Below are 15,482 nucleotides of genomic sequence, written 5' to 3'. Positions count from 1 at the left end.
GTCAGGACGCTCCGGCGCGGGCCGCCTGCGATTCCAGGGCCGCCAGCGCGCTGACGTTGAGGATGCCGCGCGCGGTCACGCTCGGCGGCACCACGTGCACCGGCCGTGACATGCCCAGCAGCAACGGCCCGACCGGCAGACCGTCGCCCGCCGCCTTCAGCAGGTTGAAGGCGATGTTGGCGGCATCGACTCCGGGCATCACCAGCAGGTTGGCAGCGCCGCGCAGCCGCGACTCCGGCACCAGCCGCTGGCGAATCGCCTCGGACAGCGCCGCGTCGGCATGCATCTCGCCATCCACCTCCAGCTCGGGTGCCCGTTCGCGCACCAGCGCCAGCGCCTCGCGCATCTTGCGCGCGCCCGGCGCCTTGGAAGCCCCGAAGCTGGAATGCGACAACAGCGCCGCCTTGGGCGAGAGCCCGAAGGCACGCACCGCGTCGGCGGCCATCAACGTCATCTCGGCGACCTGCTCCGCGTTCGGGTCGATGTTCATATGGGTGTCACAGATGAAGATCACACCCGCCGGCAGGATCAGGCAGGACAACGCGTAGATGCGGGTTGCGTCCGGCCGCTTCGGGATCACCTGCATCACGTACTGCATGTGCCGCCACCAGTCGCCGCTGCCGCCGCAGATGGCGGCATCCGCCATGCCGGCATGCAGCAACATGCTGGCCGCCACCGTCGGGCGGGTGCGCAGCCGCCGCCGCGCCGATTCCGGCGGCACCCCGCGGCGCGCCACCAGCCGCTGGTACTCGGCGATCAGCGGCGCGAAGATCGCATCGTCCCCGGCCGGGTCCAGCACCCGCACGCTCTGGTCGAGGTCCATGCGCAACCCCAGCTCACGCACGCGCTGGGCGATCACGCTGCGCCGGCCGATCAGGATCGGTCGGGCCATGTCGTCGTCCACCAGCGTCTGCACCGCCCGCAGCACCCGCTCGTCCTCGCCCTCGGCATAGACCACCCGGGCCGGGCGGGTCTTGGCGCGCTCGAACACCGGGCGCATCAACTGGCCGGAGCGGAACACGAAGCGCTCCAGCTCGCGCTGGTAGGCGGCGAAATCGGCGATCGGCCGGCGCGCCACCCCCGACTCCATCGCCGCCCGCGCCACCGCCGGCGCGATCTGCAGGATCAGCCGTGGATCGAACGGCTTGGGGATGATGTACTCCGGCCCGAACACCGGCGCATCACCATAGGCGGCCGCCACCACTTCCGATGCCTCGACGCGCGCCAGCTCGGCGATCGCCTCGACCGCGGCGAGCTTCATCGCTTCGTTGATGGTGGTCGCCCCCGAATCGAGCGCGCCGCGGAAGATGAAGGGGAAGCAGAGGACGTTGTTGACCTGGTTGGGATAGTCGCTGCGGCCGGTGGCGACGATGGCGTCCGGCCGTGCCGCGCGCACCGCCTCCGGCAGGATCTCCGGCTCCGGATTCGCCAGCGCCAGGATCAGCGGCTTCGGCGCGAACCGGCCAAGCCATTCCGGCTTCAGCACGCGCGGCGCCGAGAGGCCCAGGAACACGTCCGCCCCCTCCAGCACGTCTTCCAGGCTTTGCGCTCCGGTGTCGCGTGCATAGAAGCGCATGCGCGGGGTGAGGTCGTTGCGCCCGGCATGCACCACGCCCTTGATGTCGGTCAGGGTGACGTGCTCCGGACGCAGCCCCATTGCCACCAGCAGGTCGACGCAGGCCATGGCGGCGGCGCCGGCGCCGGAGGTGACCAGTCGCACCTCCTCCAGCCGCTTGCCCTGCAGCACCAGCCCATTGCGCACCGCCGCCGCGACGGTGATGGCCGTGCCGTGCTGGTCGTCGTGGAACACCGGGATCGCCATCCGCGCCCGCAGCTTCGCCTCGATCTCGAAGCACTCGGGGGCCTTGATGTCTTCCAGGTTGATCGCGCCGAAGGTCGGTTCCAGCGCCGCGACCACATCGACGAAGCGATCGGGGTCGGTCTCGGCGACCTCGATGTCGAACACGTCGATGCCGGCGAATTTCTTGAACAGGACCGCCTTGCCCTCCATCACCGGCTTGCCGGCGAGCGGGCCGATATTGCCCAGCCCGAGCACGGCCGTGCCGTTGGAGATCACCGCGACCAGGTTGCCGCGGGCGGTGTAGTCATGGGCCGTGTCGGGATCGGCGGCGATTTCCTGGCAGGCAGCGGCCACGCCGGGCGAATAAGCCAGCGCCAGGTCGCGCTGGCTCGCCATCCGCTTGGTGGGTTCGACCTGCAGCTTTCCCGGCCGCGGAAGCCGGTGATAATCCAGCGCCGCCTTCCGGAAATCCTCGTCCATCGCCATGTCCCCTGGGCCGTTCTCTTACAGGATCGGCGCAACGGAATGGCGAAGCAACCGGGGGGGGTGTTGCGCCCGGAGCGGGCGCGGTTCACACCCTGCCGGGAGCAGGGAGATGGTGCGGTCGAGAAGACTCGAACTTCCACGGGGTTTCCCCCACAAGCACCTCAAGCTTGCGCGTCTACCATTCCGCCACGACCGCACGTGGTAGAGGCGCGGGGATATAGCGGATGAACCAGACGGCATCAATGGACGACGTGACGATTTCTGCGGAATGGCGGGTCAGCGATCAGCTCACCCCTTACCCCCTTGCCTTGGACACGATGCGTACCCGAGTAAACGCGATTCGGGCGGGCACCGCCGGCGAACTGGTCTGGCTGGTCGAACACCCGCCGCTCTATACCGCCGGGACCTCGGCTTCCCGCGCCGACCTGCAGGATCCGGACCGCTTCCCCACCTACGACGCCGGCCGCGGCGGGCAATGGACCTATCACGGGCCCGGCCAGCGGGTGGCCTATGTCATGCTCGACCTCGCCCGCCCCCATGGCAGCGTGCCGGCACGTGATGTACGCGCGTATGTGAATGCCCTGGAAGAATGGCTGATCCGCGCGCTGGATCGGTTCAACGTCCGGGGAGAACGACGCGACGGCCGCGTCGGCATCTGGGTGGCCGACCACAGCGCCGGCACCGAAGCCAAGATCGCTGCCATCGGCGTGCGCGTCACCCGATGGGTGAGCTGGCATGGCATCGCCCTGAACGTCGAACCGGACCTGTCACACTTCGGCGGCATCGTGCCCTGCGGCATCCGCGAACACGGCGTGACCAGCCTGCACGCCCTCGGCATCCCCGCCACCATGGCCGAAGCCGATTCGGCGCTGATCGGAGCATGGAAGGAAGTGTTCGGCAGCTGATCCGGGGCGTTGCCCCGGACCCACCAGGAGGCTTTGCCTCCTGGACCTCCATGTCGTGCGCAGGCACGCTGGCGCGTGACGGGCCACAGGCCCTTGGATCCCTTCTATCTAAGCCAGTCCGCGAGCATCGTGCCGGGACCCAGCATGACCCCGGCCCACAACAACGCCGACACCCAGTTGGCGATCTGGAACGGCCAGAACCGCATCTCGCACATCCCCGCCAGCAACGGCACCGTGGCCCGCATCGGACTGAAAAACCGGCACAACACCACGCTCATCGTGCCCCAGCGCGCGAAGAAGCGCTCGGCCCGCGGCAGCAGCTCCGGCCTGCGGCTGAGCGGCCATATGTCGCGCGCCCGGTCCTTCAGGCGATAGCCGATCACGTAACTCGCCCAGTCGCCGAGCGCCGCGCCGCAACTCACCCCCAACCAGACCGGCACGAACGCGATGTCGGAGGCCCCGACCAGGGCCCCGATCGCCACCAGGATGGTCAGGCCAGGCACCACCAGCGACACGAAGGCCAGCGCCTTGAAGAACCCGATCAGGAACCCGATCGGCGCCGCCCATTCGGCATTCGCCTGCACGAATGCCACCAACGCGTCCATCAGCGCGCCCCAGCCTCCATCTCAGATGGTCGGCAGCGAGCGGAAACCGGGATCGGGACAGGTATCGACCAGTTCCTCGACGATCTCCGTCACCTCGGCCAGCCGCGGACCGAGCCGGCACAGGCGCAGCAATTCCTCGACGCTCGCCGTGTCGCCGTCGACCAGCACCTCGACTCGGCCGTCGCGGCGGTTGCGCACCCAGCCCGAAACCCCGAGCCGGCCCGCCTCACGGGTGATCCAGTGACGGAACCCCACCCCTTGCACACGACCGGAAATGACCAGGCGCTTCGCGGCCATCAGCGCGACAGTTCCAGGAAACGACCCGCCAAGGCGACCTCCTCTCCCACCTGCCGGCGGCGCTGCGCCGCCTCGTTGTCCCGTCCCCACAATTCTTCCTGGAACGTCTCGTCCAGGCCAGCCAGATCATGCGCCGTGGCCGCATCGAGGCGGAAGGCGGCGAGCGCCAGCCCCAGCACCAGGCTGCCCAGCGCCGGCACCGCGATGCCCAGCGCCGCCAGCCCCCAGGGATCATGCGCCGCCACCGCCTGCGCCAGCGCCGCCAGCGCCTGCGGCTCCTGCGCCACGTGCACCACCCCCGCGGTCACCCGCAGCCTCGCGCCATATGTGCGCTCGGTCCAGTCCAACCAGGGCTGCCAGTTTTCCTGCTGGCGCCGCACCAGGCTCTCCGGCCGATCGGCACGATAGCACAGCAGGTCGGTCTCGCCGTAGCGGGCGATTTCCAGCACCACCGGTTCCGGATCGGGCGCGATGCGCTCCTGCGCCGTGCCGGCCAGCCGGGTCAGCGGCACATCGGTCCAGCCCATTTCCCCGCCACGCGCCCCGCCGGCAAGCTGCCATTCCGCCGCCAGCGCCTCGGCCAGCGCCCGCGAGGGCACCAGCAGCGAGGCCCCGCCAGGCAGCCGCACCGGCCGCCCGTCCAGCACCACCCGGAACTGCCCGTCCTCCGCCTCGACCCCGGCCCGGTCCCAGAACCGCTTCATCGGGTCAACTGCCGCAGCAGATCGGCCGGCTTGGGCAGGCGCGGCGCCAGCGGCCCGGCCTGCGGCGGCGCGGTCTTCGGCTCGGCCCCGGCCCGCCCGCCGCGCGCCGCCGCCAGCGCCGGGCCGCAGGCATCGCCGCCCCGCTCGCCCAGCAACGCTCCCAGTTGCGGATTGCGCCCCGCGATCATCCCCGCGGCGAATCCGGCCAGCGCCCCTGCCGTCCCGCCGGGATCAGGCCCGAATTTCGGCTCGAGCAAGGTCCCGCCGACACGCACCGGCACCACCACTGAAGTGCCGGCCCGCAGCATCGGCCGCAGCCGCAGCGCCAGCCCTTCATCCCGCAGATTCACCGTGCCCGCCCCCTGTACCAGCAACCGCCCGGCATCCACCACCAGCGGCCCGACCTGCACCAGCCCCGAATCGGCGTCGGCCCGCACCGCGAGGCAGCGCAGCGTCACCTGTCCCACCCCGCCCGGGGCAAGCACCTCCGCCGGCAGCTTCGCCGCGCGCAATACCTCACCCAGCACCAGGCCGAGCACCTGGTTGTCCAGCCCGGCATCGACCATCGCCACGCCGAGCCGTCCGCTCAGCGTCGCCGCGATCGCCTGCGGCGTCTCGCCCGCCCCGCGCAGATCGGCATCCAGCTCGGCCGTGCCGCCCATATCCTGCGGCAGCCCGAAGGCCGCCAGCAATGGCCCGAGCGACATCCCCGGCGCCCGCAGGGTCAGCGCCACCGGCGGCGGGCTCTGCCGCCCCCCGGCGGTCAGCGCCAGCTCCAGCCGCCCGCCCGGCAGCGTGCCGGTCACCGGATCGACCGCGAGCGTTCCCTCGCGCAGCACCGCATGCCCGGACAGGTCGCGGGTGAGCACGCCGCCGGCCCGCAACTCGGCCACCGCGAAGCGCAGGTCGGCATCCAGCCGGTCCAGCGCCGCGAAAGGCAGCTTCGTCGCCGGGATCAGCCGCGCCGGCCGTGAAGCGGCCGGGGCCGGCGGATCGGCCGGCGGAGTCGCCTGCGGCGCCGCCTCCGCGCCGGCCCCGGCCGGCAACGCCCCCAGGATCGCGTCGGCGTCGATCCGGCGCGAGGTCAGATTCGCCTGCACCGCCGGACGGTCGCCGAAGCTCAGTTCGGCCTCGCCCGACAGGTCGGCCTGCGGCGCGGTCAGGGCGAGGCCCCGCACCGCGATGCCGCGGGCGAGCCCGCCGCTGCCGTCACGCAGCCGCGCATCCATCGTTACCTGCCGCAGCGCCGGCAGCGCCTGCCCGGCCAGCGGCGCCAGCGCGGCGACATCGGGAATGCGGGCGGTCACGCCCAGGTCGAGCCCGGACAAGGCCAGCGGCGCCGCCAGCCCGCCCTTGGCCACCAGCGTGGCCCCCGCCGCCTCGGCCGCCAGCTCGATCGGGAACGGGCCCGCCGCCGCCAGCAGCATCGTCGGGGCGCCCAGCGTGGCCGAGACGCGCAGCCGCGTGCCGCGCAGGCTGCCCTCGACATCGGCCCGCACCGGTTCCTCCAGCCGCGCCGCCGACAGCTCCATGCGCGAGAGCTGCAGGCCGGGGATGAATCCGTCCAGCGCCGATTCGCCGGCGCGGACGGCGATGCCGCTGATGCGCGGGATGTCGGTGCCGGCATCCTCGACCCGGGCCGCCACCGCGACCTGGCGCAGCGGCGGCAGCGGCCGGCCGAGCAGGCCCTCCAGCGCCGACAGGTTCACCGCCGCGCCTTCCACCGTCAGCGCATAGCCGCGCCCCTGCAGCGGCCGCGTCACCGTGCCGGTCACGCCGAGCCGTGCCCCCGGGATCTCCAGCGTCGCCGCCACCGGCCAGGGATCGCTCGCGACGGGATCGAGCAGCCGCGCCAGCGGGCCGGTCTCGGCGGTCAGCACCAGTGGCTGGTCACCCAACCTGCCCTCGGCGCTCGCCGTGACCGGCGCCCCGACGCCGGCGGCACCGGCCTTCAGCAGCTTCACCGCCAGCACGGTGGCGCGGCCGGTCGCGCCGTCCCGCCAGGTGACCTGCCCGTCCTCCAGCCGCAGCGAGCGCACCAGCAGGTCCGGCCCGCTCCCGGGGGAAGCGGCCGGCGCGGCGGCGGGCGGAGCGCCGGCGTCCCCGGCCTTGTCCGCGGCGGACTTCTCCGCGGTGGGGCCGAAGCGCCAGTTCGGGCGCCCGTCGGCGTCGGTTTCCAGCAGGATGTCGGGACGGACCAGTTGCAGCCGCGCCACCTCGATGCGGCCGGTGAGCAGCGGCAGCAGCGCCAGCTTCACCTCCGCCTGCGCCACCGTCAGCATCTCCGGCCGCGAGCCGCCCGGCATGTTGGCCAGCCGGACATCCTCGGCTTCCAGCGTCGGCGACAGCGCCGGCACCAGCCGCAACTGTCCCAGTTGCAGCGCCCGGCCGGTGGCGCGTTGCACCTCGGCCTCGATGCGCGGCCGCCAGGCATTGGGGTCGACGAAAAGCAGCACCCCTGCCCCGGCCAGCACCAGCAGCAAGAGCAGCGCCAGCACGGTCAGGAACAGGATGGGGAAAAGGCGGGAATGCCTGTGACGGCGACGGGGGGGCATTGCGGGAACGGTTCCGAGCGGAAGCAGAGGGACAGTAACGTGCGGGGACGGAGGCGTCACCGCCGGCGGGGATGCCTGGCCTTGACGCCCAGGTGAAGCCGTTGGCCGGTCACGGCGGCATTCGCCGGTCCGGCCGGGACGCGTGGGGAACGGCACGAGGCCGGCTCCGCGCCGCCGGGACGCGCTGGCCCGCCCCGCCCGGCCGGCCCGCCAGCACCACGAACGGCTGGGCGAAACGATCGGGAAGGACAGCGTGGTGCATCGTCTCGGTGGCGTGGAACAGGGCCGCGCGCTCCGGTCACGGCCGGCGGCGCGGTTTCAGGGAGACGCTATACGCCTTTTCCCGGACGCACGCACCTCACCTGCGCCGCGGCGCCTGCGGCGGAGCCGGCGGCGGGGCGGTGAAGCCGAGCGTGCGGAACGTCGCTTGCATGTGCGGCGGCAGCTCGGCCTCCACCACCAGCCGCCCCCCGGCGGGATGCGGCAGCACCAGCCGGCGCGCATGCAGGTGCAGCCGCGCCTCCAGCCCCTCGACCAGCGCGGTGTTCTCCCCCGCCCGGTCCGGATCGGCCGGCCCACGCGGCGGGCCATAGGCGACGTCGCCCAGGATCGGCGCGCCGAGCGCCGTGCAATGCACGCGGAGCTGGTGAGTGCGCCCGGTCAGCGGCCGCAGCTCCAGCCAGGCGAGCTTGCGCCCGGCATGGTCGAGCGTGCGGTAATCGGTGACAGCCCGCGCGGCATCGGGATCGTCCGGTTCCGCCAGGGCGATGCGCCCGGCGCGCAGGTCCTCCGAGCGAGTCAGCGGATGGTCGATTCGCCCCTCCACCGGCACCGGCCGGCCGGCCACCACCGCCCAATAGACCTTTTCCACGTCGCGGCCGCGGAAGGCGGCGGCGAGCTTCGCCGCCACGCCGGCGGTGCGCGCCACCACCAGCACGCCGGAGGTGTCGCGGTCCAGCCTGTGCACCAGCCGGGGCTTGTCGCCGCCGGGCGGGCGCAGCGCTTCCAGCATCTGGTCGAGGTGGCGGGTGATACCCGGGCCGCCCTGGGTGGCGAGGCCGGACGGCTTGTTCAGCACGATGAGCTGCTCGTCCTGCCACAGCACCATCGCCTCCAGCTCGCGCGCGACCTTCGGGTCGGGCGCGGCGGGCGCGGGCTTCGGCGGGGCCGCCACCGGCAGCGGCGGCACCCGCACGGTCTGGCCGGGGGCAAGGCGCGAGGCCGGCTCGGCGCGGCGGCCATCGACGCGCACCTGGCCGGTGCGACAAAGCTTCTGGATCACGCCCTGGGTGGTGCCGGGGTAGTGGCGACGGAACCAGCGGTCGAGGCGGATATCGGCCTCGTCCTCGGTGACGGTGCGGGTGGCGATGGTCATGATCGCCTCTCCTGCCGCAGCCGCGCCCAATAGGCCAGCCGCTTTGCCACCTCGCGCTCGAATCCGCGCTCGCGCGGATGGTAGAATTCCTGCCGCGCCATGCCGTCCGGGAAATAATCCTGGCCGGAGAACGCGTCCTCCTGCTGGTGGTCATAGGCATAGCCGGCGCTGTAGCCGAGGTCCTTCATCAGCCGCGTCGGCGCGTTCAGGATATGCATCGGCGGCATCAGGCTGCCGGTGGCCCGCGCCGCCCGCTGCGCCGCGCCGAACGCCACATAGGCGGCATTCGATTTCGGCGCGGTGCCCAGGTAGAGCACCGCCTGCGCGATCGCCAGTTCCCCCTCCGGGCTGCCGAGCCGCTCATAGGCCTCCCAGGCGGCCAGCGCCTGCGGCAGCGCGGTGGGATCGGCGAGGCCGATATCCTCCACGGCGAAGCGCACCAGCCGACGGGCGATGAAGCGCGGGTCCTCGCCGCCGGCCAGCATGCGCGCATACCAGTACAGAGCTGCGTCCGGATCCGAGCCGCGCAACGATTTATGCAAGGCCGAGATCAGGTTGTAGTGTTCTTCCCGGTCCTTGTCGTACAGCGCGGCCCGGCGCGCCAGCAGCGCCGACAGCCCCGGCGGATCGAGCGGCGGCTGGTCGGGCGGCAGCGCCAGCAATTGCTCGGCCAGGTTCAGCAGGTAGCGGCCGTCGCCATCGGCCATGGCCCGCAGCGCCGCCCGCGCCTCCGGCTGCAACGGCAGGGCGCGGCCAGCCTCCGCCTCGGCGCGGCCGAGCAGCAGTTCCAGCGCGGCGTCATCCAGCCGGCGCAGCACCAGCACCTGGCAGCGCGACAGCAGCGCTCCGTTCAGCGCGAAGGATGGGTTCTCGGTGGTGGCGCCGACCAGCGTGACCACGCCGTTCTCCACCACGGGCAGGAAGCCGTCCTGCTGGGCGCGGTTGAAACGGTGGATCTCGTCGACGAACAGCAGCGTGCCCGCGCCGGCCTCGCGCCGCCGCGTCGCTTCCTCGAAGGCGCGCTTGAGATCCGCCACCCCGGAGAACACCGCCGAGAGCTGCACGAAATGCAGCCCGGCCCGCTCGGCGATCAGGCGGGCGATGGTGGTCTTGCCCACCCCCGGCGGCCCCCACAGGATCAGCGAAGCCAGCGAGCCGCGCGCCAGCATGCGCGTCAGCGTCCCGCCTCCGCCGCCCGCCTCCGCCGGGGCCAGCAGATGGTCCTGGCCGACCACCTCCTCCAGCCGGCGCGGCCGCAACCGCGCGGCGAGCGGCGATGGCGGCTCGCCGCCAGGGGGCGGGCCGTCGGGAAGCAGGCCGCCGGGCGGGGACTGGTGTCGGGCAGGCGGGGACATCCCCTTCTCCAATGCAAGCGGGGCGATGGCCCGCCCAGAGGGCGGCACGGCAGCGGAAAATGCAAGCGATGCCGGGTTCAGGCGGCCATGGCGTCCCGCAGCTTGGCGGCGAGGTCGGCGAGTCGATAGGGCTTGGGCAGGACAGGGTGGCGGTCGGCGAGCCCCTCGGCCAGATGGAGGAAGCCGCTGGTGAACAGCACCTTCAGCCCGGGCTGGATCTCGCGCGCCACGGCGGCGAGGGCACTGCCGCTCATGCCCTCCGGCATCACCTCGTCGGTGAACAGCAGGTCGAAACGCGCCCCGCCGCGCAGCACCGCCAGCGCCGCCATGCCGCTGCCGGCCGGGTGGACCTGGTAGCCGAGCGCCGTCAACTGGCGGGTGAGCACCTGGCGCAGCGCCGCGTTGTCGTCCACCAGCAGGATGTGGCCGCGCCCCGACGGCGGCGGCATGGCCTGCCCCTCCGCCGTCGATGCCAGTGCCGTCACCCCGGCCGCGGCGCGCGGCAGCAACAGCCGCACCGTGGTCCCCTGCCCCGGCGCGCTGGCCAGCTCGAGCTGCCCGCCGGACTGGCGCACGAAGCCGTAGATCATCGACAGGCCAAGCCCGGTTCCCGCTCCGGGCGGCTTGGTGGTGAAGAACGGCTCCATGGCCCGTTCCAGCACCTCCGGCGCCATGCCGCTGCCGGTATCGGCTACCGACAGCGCGACATAGTCCCCCGGCGCCAGCTCGGCCGCGCGCGCCGCCAGCGCATCGAGCCGCGCATTCGTCGCGGCGATGTCCAGCCGCCCGCCCTGCGGCATGGCATCGCGGGCATTGATCGCGAGATTGAGCAACGCGTCCTGCAGTTGCGAGGCGTCCGCCTCGGTCGGCCACAGCCCCGCCGCGACCACGAGCCCGACCTCGATATTGCCCCCGAGCGTGCGCCGCAGCAGTTCCGCCACGTCGGGCAGCAGGGTGACGAGGTCGATCATCTGCGCGCGCAAGGGCTGCTGGCGGGCGAAGGCGAGCAGCCGGCGGGTCAGCTCGGCGCCGCGCTGCGCCGCGTTCAGGATCTCCGACGCCGGCCGCAGCGTCGGTGGATCGCCTTCCGGCAAGCCGCCCAGCGCCTCGGCTTCCAGCATGATGACGTTGAGCAGGTTGTTGAAGTCGTGGGCCACGCCGCCGGTGAGCTGGCTCACTGCCTCCAGCCGCTGCGCCTGGCGCAGGGCCGCCTCCAGCGCCCGCCGCTCGGTCACGTCCTCGACCACCAGCAGCAGCGACGACGACGGCGACGGATCGCCGGGCTCGTCGAAGCGGGCACGGGAGATGCGGATCCAGATGGCGCGCCCGGATTTCGTCACCACGCACCGGTCCACGGCCCCCGGGCCACTGCCTGCGGCGAACGTGTCCGGGGGATGGGCGGCGGAGCCCACAGGATCACCGGCCGGCAGCAACTGGCTGGCCGGCCGCCCGACCATCTCCGCCGCCGCATAGCCGAGCATCGCCCGCATGGCCCGGTTGGCCTGCTCGATCCGCCGCTCCGGCCCGGCCAGGATGGCGATGCCAAGCGGGCTCGCATCGAAGATCTTGCGGAACCGCTGCTCCGAACGGCGCAAGGCCGCCTCGGCCTGCTTGCGGGCGGTCACGTCCTGCGTCACCACCACGAAGTAATCCGGCTCGGCCTCGGCCGCCCGCACCAGCGAGACCGTGACCAGCAGTTCGGAAATACAACCCTCCGGGCCTTCAAGCCGCCGCTCGTAGGTGCAGGATCCGGCGCGGCCCGCCGCCATCAGCGGCAGCAGCGAGGCGGCGGCGGGATCATCCGGCCCGATCATCTCGGCCAGCACCAGGCCCGGCAGGTGCTCGGGCGCCTGCCCCACCGTCTCGGCCATCCGCCGGTTGGCACGCAGGATGCGGCCGTTCAGCCCGACATGGGCGATGCCCACCGCCGCCTGCTCGAAGGTGGCGCGGAACCGGGTCTCGGCAGCCATCAGCGCCCGGCCACGTTCGATCTCGGCGAAGGCCATGCGCAGGCGCTGGCGCTGCCAAAGCACCGCCACCGCACCGAGCGAGGCCGCCAGGATCGCCAGCGCCACCAGGACGATGACGCCGACCAGGCGGCGCAGGTCGGGCAGCGTCTCCGCGTCGTCCTGCTGCGCCACCACCAGCCAGGGCGTGCCCGCCACCGTGGCATCGGCAGCGATCACCGGGACGCCACGGAAATCCGGATGCATCCGCCCGTCCTCCTCGGCCGGGACAGGGCGCCCGCCGCCCCGTCCGTCCGAGGAAGGCGCCCAGCGCAATCCAAACTGGTCAGCCTCGCCGCGGGGCTGGCTCAGCAGCACCCGCGCCCCTCCCTCCGATCGCCACAGCAGGCTCTGGCCGGTCCGGCCAGGCAGGGGCCAAGTCTGCAGGTAGGGGAACAGGAAGCCGGCGGGATCGAGGTCGAGCAACACCACCGCGTCCGCGGACGCCCCGCCATCCTGGCCCGGCCGGATCGGCGCGACATAGCCGAAGTGAAGGGATCCGTCGGCGTCGCGGTGCAGGTCGAGCAGCGTGACCCGCCGCGTGCGCACCGCCGCGCGCACCGCCGCCTGCAGCGCCGGATCGTCCGGCAGGAGGCTGGTGCCGAGCAGGAACCCGCCCGTGGCGGACAGCAGGGCGGCGCCACGCACCCCCTTTACCGCGCCCAGCCCGGCCAGCGCCCGCGCCAGCATGCCGGCCTGCCCGGTATCCATCCGGTCGGGTCCGCGCGCCACGATCGCCGCCAGGAACGGGTCGTCGCCGAGTGCCGCGGCCTCCGCCCGCCGCTCGACCATCCAGTTCTCCACCCCCGTCGCCTTGAGGCGGGCCACCGCCTGCACCTGGCGCACCGCGTTCCGCTGCAGCGAGGTCAGGGCGGCGTGATAGACAAGCAGCGCCATCGCCGAGACGATCAGCGTTACCAGGGCGAAGGCACCCAGCAACGCCCAGGGCCGACGCATCGCCCGCCGGCGCATCGCCTGCCGGTGCGCCGGCGGCGGTTGCGACGGCACCCCGCGCAGCGCCAGCGCCACCAGCACGCTGCTGACCACGACGAAAACCCCATCCTGGGCGGCCGCCAGCCAGGCCACCAGGGCGGGATTCCCGACTTCCATCAGCAGCCGATTGGAAAACAGCAGCCACGCCGCGGCTAACCCGGCATAGGCGAAAGCCACTCCGGCGATATAGCGCGTGCGCCCCCGGCCATCGCCAACCAGATCAGCCGCCCCCCCTCGCGGATCGCGGGGATTATCTTCCGGTCCACGGGTCGGTTCGCCGTCCACGAGGGCCATGCCGTTCTGTCCACGAGGGTCATGGCGTTCTGCCGCCAATGCAGATGAAATCTGCAGCCCGACCAATCTCCGCACAAACCACGGCAAGTCAAGATTATGGATTAAAATATAAATACGCAGTTGATTGCTCTCAAATGCTTTGCATCGCCATCGCTCCCCCGTCCCGCGCGCCCCTGCCCGGCCCTGCCCATGGGTTGCGGCCCGCGGGCCGCGTGCGATATCCGCAGCTTTCTCACCCCGTTCCGGAACCGCCGTCATGAGCAGCAGCCTCGCGCCGATCGCCTATCCCGATGCCAAGCTGCGCGGCATCCTGCAGCGCGTGCGCACGATCGCCCTGGTGGGCGCCTCGGCCAACTGGAACCGGCCGAGCTACTTCGTCATGAAATACCTGCAGGAGAAAGGCTACCGGGTGATCCCGGTCAACCCGGGCCTCGCCGGCCAGCACCTGCAGGGCGAGACGGTGTACGCCTCGCTGCGCGACATCCCCGACAAGGTGGACATGGTCGACGTCTTCCGCGCCGCCGAGGCGGTGCCGGGAATCGTCGAGGATGCCATCGCCATCGGCGCCGGGGTGGTGTGGATGCAGCTCGGCATCCGCCACGACGAAGCCGCTTCCCGCGCCGAGGCGGCCGGGCTGGAGGTGGTGATGAACCGCTGCCCGAAGATCGAATACGGCCGACTCGGGGGCGAACTGTCCTGGTCGGGGGTGAACACCGGCCTGATCCGCAACCGCGCCCCGGAACCGCCGACCGCGCGCGCCGCCAGCAACCGCCCGCATCCGCCGCGCAACCTGGACTACGCCTTCGAGACCCGCGCCATCCACGCCGGCGCCGCCCCCGATCCGACCACCGGCGCGCGCATCACCCCCATCTACCAGACCACCAGCTACGTCTTCGACGACGTCGACCAGGCGGCCTCGCTGTTCAACCTGCACAGCTTCGGCCACTTGTACACCCGTGTGTCGAACCCCACCGTCTCGGTGCTGGAGGAACGGGTGGCGGCACTGGAAGGCGGGCGGGCGGCGGTGGCGGCGGCCTCGGGGCATGCCGCGCAGTTCCTGACCTTCTTCACCTTGCTGGAACCCGGCGACGAGTTCCTCGCCTCGCGCAACCTGTATGGCGGGTCGCTGACCCAGTTCGGCCTGTCCTTCCCGAAGCTGGGCTGGACCTGCCATTTCGTCGATGCGACCGACCCGGAGAATTTCCGCCGGGCGCTGACACCGAAATGCAAGGCGATCTTCGTCGAGAGCCTGGCCAATCCCGGCGGCATCATCGTCGACATCGAAGCGGTGGCGAAGATCGCGCACGAAGCCGGCATCCCGCTGGTGGTGGACAACACCCTGGCCTCGCCCTTCCTGTGCCGCCCGATCGAATGGGGCGCGGACATCGTCTGCCATTCCACCACCAAGTTCCTGGCCGGCCATGGCAACTCGCTCGGCGGCGTGGTGGTGGAATCCGGGCGCTTCGACTGGGGCAATGGCCGCTTCCCCTCGCTCGCCGGACCGGAGCCCGCCTATCACGGGCTGAACTTCTTCGAGAATTTCGGCGACTTCGCCTTCACCACCAAGGCGCGCGCGGTGGCGCTGCGCGATTTCGGCCCGACGCTCGCGCCGATGAACGCCTTCCTCACCCTCACCGGCATCGAGACCCTGCACATCCGCATGGAGCGGCACGTCGCCAATGCCCGCAAGGTGGCCGACTTCCTCGAGGCACATGACCGGGTGGCCTGGGTGTCCTATGCCGGGCTCGCCGACAGCCCCTTCAACGCGCTCGCCCGCAAATACATGCCGAAGGGCGCCGGATCGGTGTTCACCTTCGGCGTCAAGGGCGGCTACGAGGCCGGCATCCGGCTGGTGGAAAGCGTGCGCCTGTTCTCGCACCTGGCCAATGTCGGCGACACCCGCAGCCTGATCCTGCACCCTGCGTCCACCACCCACCGCCAGCTCTCCGACGAGCAGCGCCTCGCCGCCGGGGCGGGGCCGGACGTGATCCGGCTCTCGGTCGGGCTGGAGGCGGTGGACGACCTGATCCGTGACCTCGACATGGCGCTCGCCGGCCTCGGCGACGCCGCGTCCAGCTAGACGTTCCGCGCTGCCCCGCGCCTGAG

At 72.1% G+C, this 15,482-nt stretch carries 10 protein-coding genes and 1 tRNA gene; 2 read left to right on the top strand and 9 right to left on the bottom strand.

Translation table 11 applies throughout. The annotated features are described in order from the left end of the window. Window position 1: 1 nt before the first annotated feature. Together NBY65_RS24285 and NBY65_RS24280 are read right to left on the bottom strand one after the other, a co-directional pair. A complete protein-coding gene (locus NBY65_RS24285) occupies window positions 2-2,281 on the bottom strand; it encodes an NADP-dependent malic enzyme (protein ID WP_150041634.1) in 2,280 nt (759 codons plus the stop codon). A 116-nt stretch (window positions 2,282-2,397) separates the two neighbouring features. Continuing rightward, window positions 2,398-2,483, bottom strand: a tRNA-Leu gene (locus tag NBY65_RS24280). A gap of 28 nt (window positions 2,484-2,511) precedes the next feature. Here NBY65_RS24280 and lipB point away from each other — a divergent pair. Then, window positions 2,512-3,192 carry a lipoyl(octanoyl) transferase LipB gene (lipB, locus tag NBY65_RS24275; protein WP_150041633.1) on the top strand — a complete coding sequence of 227 codons (681 nt, stop codon included), beginning with the start codon at window positions 2,512-2,514 and terminating at the stop codon, window positions 3,190-3,192. A gap of 104 nt (window positions 3,193-3,296) precedes the next feature. Here the strand turns inward: lipB and NBY65_RS24270 are convergent, their stop codons facing one another. The 7 genes from NBY65_RS24270 to NBY65_RS24230 form a co-directional block, all read right to left on the bottom strand. Beyond that, window positions 3,297-3,797: a DedA family protein gene (locus NBY65_RS24270; RefSeq protein WP_150041632.1), complete on the bottom strand. Its 501-nt coding sequence runs from the start codon at window positions 3,795-3,797 to the stop codon at window positions 3,297-3,299. Between the two features lie 21 nt (window positions 3,798-3,818). Further along, the gene (locus NBY65_RS24265; protein WP_150041631.1) at window positions 3,819-4,094 is read right to left on the bottom strand and encodes an acylphosphatase; all 276 of its coding nucleotides are present in this window, start codon (window positions 4,092-4,094) and stop codon (window positions 3,819-3,821) included. Then, window positions 4,094-4,798 carry an ATP12 family chaperone protein gene (locus NBY65_RS24260; RefSeq protein ID WP_150041630.1) on the bottom strand — a complete coding sequence of 235 codons (705 nt, stop codon included), beginning with the start codon at window positions 4,796-4,798 and terminating at the stop codon, window positions 4,094-4,096. Before NBY65_RS24260 ends, NBY65_RS24265 begins: the two co-directional genes overlap by 1 nt. Next, window positions 4,795-7,353 carry an AsmA family protein gene (locus NBY65_RS33920; RefSeq protein ID WP_150041629.1) on the bottom strand — a complete coding sequence of 853 codons (2,559 nt, stop codon included), beginning with the start codon at window positions 7,351-7,353 and terminating at the stop codon, window positions 4,795-4,797. The genes NBY65_RS24260 and NBY65_RS33920 overlap by 4 nt, the downstream gene beginning before the upstream one ends. Window positions 7,354-7,711: 358 nt before the next feature. Then, window positions 7,712-8,728 carry an RluA family pseudouridine synthase gene (locus NBY65_RS24240; protein ID WP_150041628.1) on the bottom strand — a complete coding sequence of 339 codons (1,017 nt, stop codon included), beginning with the start codon at window positions 8,726-8,728 and terminating at the stop codon, window positions 7,712-7,714. Beyond that, window positions 8,725-10,083 (bottom strand): replication-associated recombination protein A, encoded by a 1,359-nt coding sequence (locus tag NBY65_RS24235; RefSeq protein ID WP_150041627.1) that lies wholly within the window; start codon window positions 10,081-10,083, stop codon window positions 8,725-8,727. Before NBY65_RS24235 ends, NBY65_RS24240 begins: the two co-directional genes overlap by 4 nt. Before the next feature lie 77 nt (window positions 10,084-10,160). Next, entirely contained in the window at window positions 10,161-13,376 is a 3,216-nt protein-coding gene (locus NBY65_RS24230) for a PAS domain S-box protein (RefSeq protein ID WP_150041626.1), read from the bottom strand. A 256-nt stretch (window positions 13,377-13,632) separates the two neighbouring features. On the opposite strand from NBY65_RS24230, the gene NBY65_RS24220 reads away from it, so the two are divergent. Next, complete coding sequence (locus NBY65_RS24220) at window positions 13,633-15,456, top strand: O-acetylhomoserine aminocarboxypropyltransferase (protein ID WP_150041625.1); 1,824 nt, start codon at window positions 13,633-13,635, stop codon at window positions 15,454-15,456. Window positions 15,457-15,482: the final 26 nt, after the last annotated feature.

Source organism: Rhodovastum atsumiense (assembly GCF_937425535.1).
GTDB classification, from domain to species: Bacteria; Pseudomonadota; Alphaproteobacteria; order Acetobacterales; family Acetobacteraceae; genus Rhodovastum; species Rhodovastum atsumiense.
This window is presented reverse-complemented; position numbering and strand designations above follow the sequence as displayed.

What these genes read in the sequence shown, in the direction of transcription:
- NBY65_RS24285 (WP_150041634.1), bottom strand. Translation starts at nt 2,281, where the DNA reads ATGGACGAGGATTTCCGGAAGGCGGCGCTGGATTATCACCGGCTTCCG.
- lipB (WP_150041633.1), top strand. Translation starts at nt 2,512, where the DNA reads ATGAACCAGACGGCATCAATGGACGACGTGACGATTTCTGCGGAATGG.
- NBY65_RS24270 (WP_150041632.1), bottom strand. Translation starts at nt 3,797, where the DNA reads ATGGACGCGTTGGTGGCATTCGTGCAGGCGAATGCCGAATGGGCGGCG.
- NBY65_RS24265 (WP_150041631.1), bottom strand. Translation starts at nt 4,094, where the DNA reads ATGGCCGCGAAGCGCCTGGTCATTTCCGGTCGTGTGCAAGGGGTGGGG.
- NBY65_RS24260 (WP_150041630.1), bottom strand. Translation starts at nt 4,798, where the DNA reads ATGAAGCGGTTCTGGGACCGGGCCGGGGTCGAGGCGGAGGACGGGCAG.
- NBY65_RS33920 (WP_150041629.1), bottom strand. Translation starts at nt 7,353, where the DNA reads ATGCCCCCCCGTCGCCGTCACAGGCATTCCCGCCTTTTCCCCATCCTG.
- NBY65_RS24240 (WP_150041628.1), bottom strand. Translation starts at nt 8,728, where the DNA reads ATGACCATCGCCACCCGCACCGTCACCGAGGACGAGGCCGATATCCGC.
- NBY65_RS24235 (WP_150041627.1), bottom strand. Translation starts at nt 10,083, where the DNA reads ATGTCCCCGCCTGCCCGACACCAGTCCCCGCCCGGCGGCCTGCTTCCC.
- NBY65_RS24230 (WP_150041626.1), bottom strand. Translation starts at nt 13,376, where the DNA reads ATGGCCCTCGTGGACGGCGAACCGACCCGTGGACCGGAAGATAATCCC.
- NBY65_RS24220 (WP_150041625.1), top strand. Translation starts at nt 13,633, where the DNA reads ATGAGCAGCAGCCTCGCGCCGATCGCCTATCCCGATGCCAAGCTGCGC.